This window comes from Beijerinckia sp. L45 (assembly GCF_009765775.1).
Taxonomy (GTDB): Bacteria; Pseudomonadota; Alphaproteobacteria; order Rhizobiales; family Beijerinckiaceae; genus RH-AL1.
In genome coordinates this window covers 2,391-6,210 of record NZ_LMUU01000225.1, presented here as the reverse complement: position 1 = coordinate 6,210, position 3,820 = coordinate 2,391, and the positions used below count along the sequence as shown (strand labels likewise).

Genomic DNA, 3,820 nt, shown 5'->3' with positions numbered 1-3,820 from the left:
GGGTCCAGCGACAGGTCAGGGATGACCAGGACATCCGGCTCGGCGAGGACGAACTTACAGACGGATCGGTTCAGGTCGGTTTCGCAGGCGGGAAACCCGATCCTCGCCTTGAACCACTGCCGGTCACGATCGACGAGACTGACCAGCGCCACCGGCGTCTCGCAGATTTGCGAAGCCAGCAATGTGAGGTCCTCGAAGCTTTGTTCGGGGGATGTGTCCAAAATGCCGTAATCGGCAAGTGCGGCAAGACGCACCGCGTCGTCCGCCGTGAATGCTGGTTCGGCTGTCGACATTCGCTCAGACCAAGCCTTCGGTCTGCGACGAAACGACGCCGCTGGCCCCTGGTCGCCTGCTCTCGTTTCGGGCCTCCGCTAGGTAAACAGCGGCGCGGATTAGGTCGCTGACCGAAGCGTGCCTGCTCGTGTAGGCATGGCTTTCCACCAACCCCGCTAGCGGACTGATCAGAGCGATATGGCGTAGGGGCTTGGCTGACATCATATGGTCCTAACCCGCCGGGCGGCCGGGCGTTTCATATTTGCTCCGGCCACCTCGGGGAATGTCGCCCGAGAGCCCGCCAAGCCAATAGCACCGTCAGCCTGAATGTCCGGCTCCGCTATCTGCGGTCCGAAAGCTACCTGTCTGCTTTCGGCCCCAAGCCGCCGATCGACGCTACGCCCCGAAAACGTCGGTCTTCGGTTAAGGTCCGCTCTGACCGCAGGCCCATAAATCGCCTTCGGACGAGGTTCGTACCATGCGGACCCTCGTCCGCCTTTCCTTCGAGGTGACAGCCTAGCGTTTGCGGAACCGCCGGATCACACCAATCCGGTCGCGTAGTAGACGCCGATGACCACGAACACGGCGAAGGTCTTCATCAAGGTGATGACGAAGATGTCGCCGTAGGACTGGCGATGCGTCAGGCCGGTCACTGCCAGCACAGTGATGACCGCGCCGTTGTGAGGCAGGTCGTCCATGCCGCCGCTCGCCATCGCGGTGATGCGGTGCATGACCTCCAGCGGGATGCCGGCGGCATGGGCGCTGGCGATGAACTGGTCGGCCATCGAGGCGAGCGCGATGCCGAGGCCACCGGATGCCGAGCCGGTGATGCCGGCGAGGGTGGTCGTGGCGATCGCAGCGTTGATCAGCGGGTCCGGAATGACGCGGAGGGCGTCGCGCGCCACCAGGAAGCCCGGCAGCGCCGCGATGACGGCGCCGAAGCCGTATTCCGAGCCGGTGTTGAGCGTCGCCAGAAGCGCGCCGGCGATGGCGGGGCGCGTGCCTTCGGCGAAGCGCGAGGCGATGGTCTTGAAGGCGAGCGCGACCACCAGCAGGACACCGACGAGCAAGGCGCCTTCCAGCGCCCAGACGCCGGTCATCGCCGGCACCTGGGTGACGATCGCATCCTTCAGGCCGGGCAGCTTCACCGTGTTGGTCGCCCCGAACACGGCGGGAATGACGGAGGTCAGGATCTTGTTGAGGACGCCGACGGCGATCAGCGGAAGGATGGCGATCGCCCAATGCGGGATGTGAACCGTATCGACGGCGGCATCCGGCTCGTTGAGGTGGTTGTCGCCGTAGCCTTCGTCGCCTGCGCGAGCGGCGCGCCACTGCAGGTAGAGGACGCCGGTGACGAGGATGAACACGCCGCCGATGGTGCCGAGCCAGGGAGCGGCCCAGGCCGTCGTGTGAAAGAACGCCGTCGGGATGATGTTCTGGATCTGCGGGGTGCCGGGCAGCGCGTCCATGGTGAAGGAGAAGCCGCCGAGCGCCAGCGTCGCCGGCATCAGGCGCTTGGGAATGCGCGCCGCGCGGAACATCTCGACGGCGAAGGGATAGACGGCAAAGACCACCACGAACAGCGAGACGCCGCCGTAACACAGCACCGCGGCGACCAACACGATGGAAAGGATCGCCCGCTTCGCCCCGACCAGCTTGATGATCGCGACGGTGATCGACCGGGCGAAGCCCGACATTTCGATGAGTTTGCCGAACACCGCGCCGAGCAGGAAGATCGGGAAGTACAATTTGACGAAGAAGACCGCCTTTTCCATGAACAGGCCGGTGAACACCGTCGGGATGGCACTTGGGTCGGTGAGCAGCACCGGGATCAGCGCCGCGATCGGCGCGAACAGGATCACGCTGAAGCCGCGGTAGGCGACGAACATCAGAAATGCGAGCCCCAGAAGGGCGATCAATACGGTCATCTCGGATGTTTCCCCTGAACGGTTATCTTTTTTTGGCCGGCGTCGTCTCGAACCCGGTCTGCACGCGACGCGCGGCGGCCCGGGTTCTTTTCTTTCCAGAGCGTTGGTCGTTCCCGGTGTCGCCCCGGGATACGCGCTCTAATCCGCCGTCCAGCCACCATCGACGACAAGCGATGTTCCGGTCACCAGCGCCGACGCTTCGGACGCCAAGAACACGACCGATCCCATCAGATCCTCGACCGCGCCGAGGCGGCCGAGCTTGATGCGGGACAAGGTGTCCTTGAGAAACGCTTCATCGGCCAGATAGCCCTTGGTCAGAGGCGTCTCGATGAAGGTCGGCGCGATCGTGTTGACCCGGATGCCGTGCGGCCCGAGTTCGATCGCCATCGCCTTGGTCAGGCCTTCCAGCGCATGTTTCGAGGCGCAATAAACGGTGCGCCTGGCGCCGCCGACATGGCCCATCTGCGACGACATGTGGATGATCGAGCCGGGCATCTTCGCCGCGATCAGCCCGCGCGCAACCGCCTGCGCGACGAAGAAAGCGGCGCGGACGTTGAGGCCGAAGATGGCGTCGAAATCCGCTGTCGTGACGTCGGTGAACGGCATCGGCCGGTTGGTGCCGGCATTGTTGACCAGCACCTGAAACGGTCCGGCCTGTTCCAGTCGCGCCGCGGCGTCGGGATCGGCGACGTCGAGGCATAGTGTTTCCGCGCGGTGGCCGGCCGCAACGATCTGGCGCGCGGCCGCATCGATCTCGCGGCTTGTGCGGGCGACCAAGGTGACCGTGGCCCCGGCTTCGGCGAGAGCCGCCGCGCAGGCAAGGCCGATGCCGCGCCCGGCGCCGGTGACGAGCGCGCGCTTGCCGTCCAGCCGAAAGCTCGGCGTGCGGGGCAGGGCATCCGTCATTCGCCGGCCGCCTGCTGCTTCTTGTGACGCGCCAGCGCCATCAACCGGCGGTCGCGCCAGGCCTGGCGCGCGGGAAGGTCGGCGAGCGGCAGCACGGCGCGCCGCTGCGCCTCGATGGTTTCGATCAACGTCTCGTCCCAGACGCGGTGCTCTGTCGTCGACGCCGCAATGCTCCGGTACAAAGGCCCGAGACGGCGGGCATAATCGGCGACGCCGCCGGGCGCGTTGAGGTCGATGGTTTCGAACGGACCCATAAAAGCCCAGCGCAGGCCGAGCCCCTCCGACACGGTACGATCGACGTCCGCGGCGGTCGCGAGACCGGCCTCGACCAGCCGCCAGGCCTCCATCAGCAACACGCCCTGAAGGCGGTTGAGGAGAAAGCCTTCGGCCTCTCGTGTCATCGCGACCGGGACCTGGCCGACGTCTTCCATCAGCTTGCGAACCGCAGCCATGGTTTCCGGCGCCGTCCAGGGTGCCGGGACAAGTTCGACGATCGGCGCCAGGTAAGGTGGGTTCACCGGATGCGCCACGAGGCAACGCGCCTTGCAGGCCACGTGGTCTGTATAAAGTGAAGCGGCGATGCCGGACGACGAGCTGCCGACATAGGCGTCGGCTCGGAGATGGGCGTCGATCTCGGTCATGATGGACCGTTTGACGTCCACCCGTTCGAAGACGCTTTCCTGCACATAGCCGGCGCCATCGAGCGCGGTGGC

Annotated in this window: 3 protein-coding genes and 1 pseudogene; all 4 read right to left on the bottom strand. The window is 65.7% G+C overall.

What is annotated here, in order from left to right; all coding sequences use genetic code 11:
• A pseudogene (locus GSQ79_RS24055) lies at positions 1–293 on the bottom strand (hypothetical protein); the annotation flags it as partial.
• 519 nt (positions 294–812) lie between these two features.
• Complete coding sequence (locus tag GSQ79_RS24050) at positions 813–2,201, bottom strand: GntP family permease (RefSeq protein ID WP_158811302.1); 1,389 nt, start codon at positions 2,199–2,201, stop codon at positions 813–815.
• 138 nt (positions 2,202–2,339) lie between these two features.
• Positions 2,340–3,107, bottom strand: coding sequence for an SDR family NAD(P)-dependent oxidoreductase (locus GSQ79_RS24045; protein ID WP_158811301.1), 768 nt, complete (start codon positions 3,105–3,107; stop codon positions 2,340–2,342).
• Positions 3,104–3,820 (bottom strand): 3-hydroxyacyl-CoA dehydrogenase (locus GSQ79_RS24040; protein ID WP_210253201.1); only part of this gene is annotated, 717 nt, incomplete at its 5' end. The genes GSQ79_RS24040 and GSQ79_RS24045, both read right to left, overlap by 4 nt.